The organism is Infirmifilum sp. (genome assembly GCF_049970975.1).
GTDB lineage: Archaea > Thermoproteota > Thermoprotei > Thermofilales > Thermofilaceae > Thermofilum > Thermofilum uzonense.
Genome location: NZ_JBMFLX010000134.1, coordinates 1 through 3,388, shown reverse-complemented (window position 1 = coordinate 3,388; position 3,388 = coordinate 1). Strand labels below are relative to the sequence as shown.

Below are 3,388 nucleotides of genomic sequence, written 5' to 3'. Positions count from 1 at the left end.
CTAGGTGCGTGGGTGACAATAGCCAACCCGGAGATCCCGGAAATGCTTTCTCTCTTAGGGTTTGAATGGTTGCTCTTTGACCTAGAGCATGCACCAATAGACTTTCAAAATCTTGAAAGCATGCTTATGGGAGTGCGAGGAGAGAGCACACCCCTTGTAAGGGTTCCCTTCAACGACCCTGTGTACGTAAAACGTGTACTTGACCTGGGAGTTGCAGGTGTTCTTTTCCCATTAATTAACAATAAACAGGACGCCATAAACGCTGTCAAATCAATAAGATATCCTCCAGAGGGCATAAGGGGGGTAGGGCCGAGAAGAGCGGCTAGTTATGGTTTAAAAACGGAGGAATACTTTGAAGCCTCAAAGAACATACTGGTTATCGTGCAGATTGAGACGAAAGAGGCTGTTCAACGTGCCGAAGAAATTCTCACTGTCGAGGGGGTCAACGCGTTCTTTATAGGTCCCAACGACCTCTCCTTCTCCTATGGTAAAAAATCGTGGAAGGAAGACCCTGTCAAAAGCGCCATCGAAAGAATGGCTGATATATCTAAGGAAACAGGTGTTCCAGGGGGTATGTACTGCTCTGACAATGATTCCTTGGAATTTGCTCTTAAAATCGGATTCAAGCTAATAGCTCTTGGAAGTGATTATCGCTTTCTTGTTTCAGGTGCTAGAACGCGCCTAGACACGGCTTACAAGAAAATCAGAGAACTGGGAATACATTAAGGTGATTTCTCTTCAAGTTTTCTTGGAAGTTTTCTCGCATATTAATTTATTAGTAAGGATTGTTACAGCTGGATGATGCGCATCTCAGGAGGTACTACTGTCGATTTGGTTCTCATAGGTAAAGCGTTGATTGAAGGATCTTTTTTGGAGGCTGCGGTTGCGATTGACGATGGTGTTATAGTGGGGATTTCGAAGCCTAGCCTGGCGCCGAACAGCGTGTCGCGAGTGGAGTTCGGGGAGAAGTTCCTGTTACTGCCGGGGATGGTTGATATTCATGTCCACATGCGAGAGCCTGGGCTCGAGTACAAGGAGGATTGGGGGAGTGGTTCAAGGGCTGCGGTGAAGGGGGGTGTTACGATGGTTGTTGATATGCCTAACAATGTGCCCCCTGCTAATAACTGCAGCGTCTTGCAGGAGAAGCTGCAGCGTGCCTCTGCTCGCTCGCTAGTCGACTTCGCATTCTATGCAGGCTTTAACCCCTTGGTAGAGGAACTCGAACGGTGTAGGGGCTTATTTGTCGGTTTCAAGCTTTACCCTGAGGACTTGTACTCTCCTGGCGCGCGTAACGTCTTTTCATACGCTAGCCGGTACGGTTTACCCGTTGTTGTTCACGCCGAAAACCCCTCTCTTTTCAGGGAGTCAAAGCTGCACAGCGATGCTAGGCCTCCCGAGGCCGAGGAGTCAGCTGTAAGGCATGCCTTGATGCTGAGCAGAGAAAGTAATGCATGGCTCCACGTGACACATCTTAGCACGAGTGGAGCTCTTATGAGTGTTTTAGAGGCTAAGGTTACGCCTGGAGGCCGTGTAACATTCGATGTTACGCCTCATCATTGCTTGTTATCGGATGAGCTCTACAGGGGAGAAAAAAGAGGAATCGCAGTGGTAAATCCTCCTCTGAGGCCTGAGGGTGAGAGAGCCTCCATTTACACTAGCCTGAGGAACATGCTCCCAGATGCAATCGTCACAGATCACGCGCCTCATAGGGTCGAGGAGAAGACTAGCGAGAAGCCATCCCCAGGCTTCCCAGGACTTGAGACGGCGCTACACCTGCTATTCAGGGAGATCCTTGAGGGACGCCTGGGACTCGAAGTCCTAGAACTCTACTCGAGGAGGCCGGCGAGACTACTAGGGGTTAAGAAGGGGGTGCTAGGGGAGGGCTTCGAGGGGGACGTTGTCGTTGTCTCGAAGGAGGAGTGGGTTGTCAGGGGAGAGGATTTCGAGTCGAAGGCCAAGTATTCTCCTTTCGAGGGCTGGCGTCTCCCCACGAAGACTTACGCGGTGTATATCCGGGGGGAACCCGTATATATCGCCGGTCAGTTCATGACATCTAAGGGTGGAAGGCTTGCTGTCCCTAGAGGTTGATGTCGCGGGTCTCAGGCTCTTAAACCCGACGGTTTTAGCGTCGGGCATCCTTGGGACAAGTGCGGCACTAGCAAGGCGCGTGGAAGAGGCCGGTGCAGGGGGGATAACCACTAAGACTATTACGCCTGAGCCTAGGAAGGGGTACGAGAATCCTACCTTTGTCGAGCTTGAGCACGGCTACCTGAACGCCATTGGACTGGCTAATCCGGGAATAGAGGACTTCTGTTCAGAGCTGAGGCTCATGCGTGAAAAACTCAAGGTACCCTTTATCCTGAGCGTTGGCGGTAGCAGCCTGGAGGATTTCCTGCGTGTGGCTGTGAAAGGTGTCGAGTGTGGAGCCCCGGCGCTCGAGCTGAACGTTTCCTGTCCACACGTAAAGGGGATGGGTGCAGAGATAGGGGAGAATCCCCAGCTAGTCGCGGATATCGTCAGGGCTATCAAGGGGGTGATCAAGGCACCAGTTTTAGTCAAGCTCTCCCCTCACCACAACTACCTGGAAGTGGCACGCCTAGCTGTAAAGGCGGGAGCCGACGGTTTGACGGCCATCAACACTGTCAGGGGAATGGTTATCGACATTTACGCTCGGAAGCCTGTCCTAAGCAACAGGTTTGGGGGTTACTCAGGGCCAGGTATAAGGCCTATAGCTGTAAAGGTCGTATATGACGTTTATAGGCATGTGGGAGAAGTACCCATTATAGGCGTCGGCGGAGTTGACTCGTGGCGCGCGGCCGTAGAGATGCTTCTTGCAGGCGCTAGCGCTGTCGGCATAGGCTCGATCATTGCATCGAAGGACCTAGCTATCTTCCGCGAGGTGGTAAAGGGTATCGAGGAGTACATGGTGGCGGAGGGGTTCGAGAAGGTCACCGATCTAGTAGGCTTGGCGCATGGATCGTGAGCTGGCCTTGGAGGGCTTCCCGGATCATGGAAGTTTTAATTTTCCCGCAGTAAACACTTAGAGAGTTGTAGTTTAGAGGATTTACTCCTTAACCTCTACTATGAATTCACTGAAAACTCTTTCTAAAGTCTCTTTGTCCATCAACGGCTTCTTGCCTCTTTCTATTGGCGAGTTGGCCGGGTTGTATTGCGGGTAGATCTTCAGGGATTCAGCGAGCCTGTCCTCGAATGTTGGAATATATGGGTTGGCATAGAAGACTCCTATAGGTATTTTATTCTCAAGTTTTAAGGCTAGCTCCATGGCTTTGAGGCGTTTCTCATCTGCTTCTTCAGGGTTCCTCACATATGGGTCCCAGGAGGGGTCTGACTCGAGCTTATAGGTCACCTTCCTGTAGTATTCGGCTGT

The 3,388-nt window shown here is 51.2% G+C and carries 3 protein-coding genes and 1 pseudogene; 3 read left to right on the top strand and 1 reads right to left on the bottom strand.

The features are described 5' to 3' along the window. From ACP5KC_RS09535 to pyrD, 3 genes are all read left to right on the top strand, one after another. Positions 1-726 (top strand): HpcH/HpaI aldolase family protein (locus tag ACP5KC_RS09535; RefSeq protein ID WP_428287402.1); only part of this gene is annotated, 726 nt, incomplete at its 5' end. A 75-nt stretch (positions 727-801) separates the two neighbouring features. Continuing rightward, on the top strand, positions 802-2,088 hold the full coding sequence (locus tag ACP5KC_RS09530) for a dihydroorotase (RefSeq protein WP_428287401.1): 1,287 nt from the start codon (positions 802-804) through the stop codon (positions 2,086-2,088). After that, positions 2,069-2,983: a dihydroorotate dehydrogenase PyrD gene (pyrD, locus tag ACP5KC_RS09525; protein ID WP_428287400.1), complete on the top strand. Its 915-nt coding sequence runs from the start codon at positions 2,069-2,071 to the stop codon at positions 2,981-2,983. Before ACP5KC_RS09530 ends, pyrD begins: the two co-directional genes overlap by 20 nt. A gap of 81 nt (positions 2,984-3,064) precedes the next feature. Here pyrD and ACP5KC_RS09520 read toward each other — a convergent pair. Beyond that, positions 3,065-3,388: pseudogene (locus ACP5KC_RS09520) on the bottom strand (2-oxoacid:ferredoxin oxidoreductase subunit beta); the annotation flags it as partial.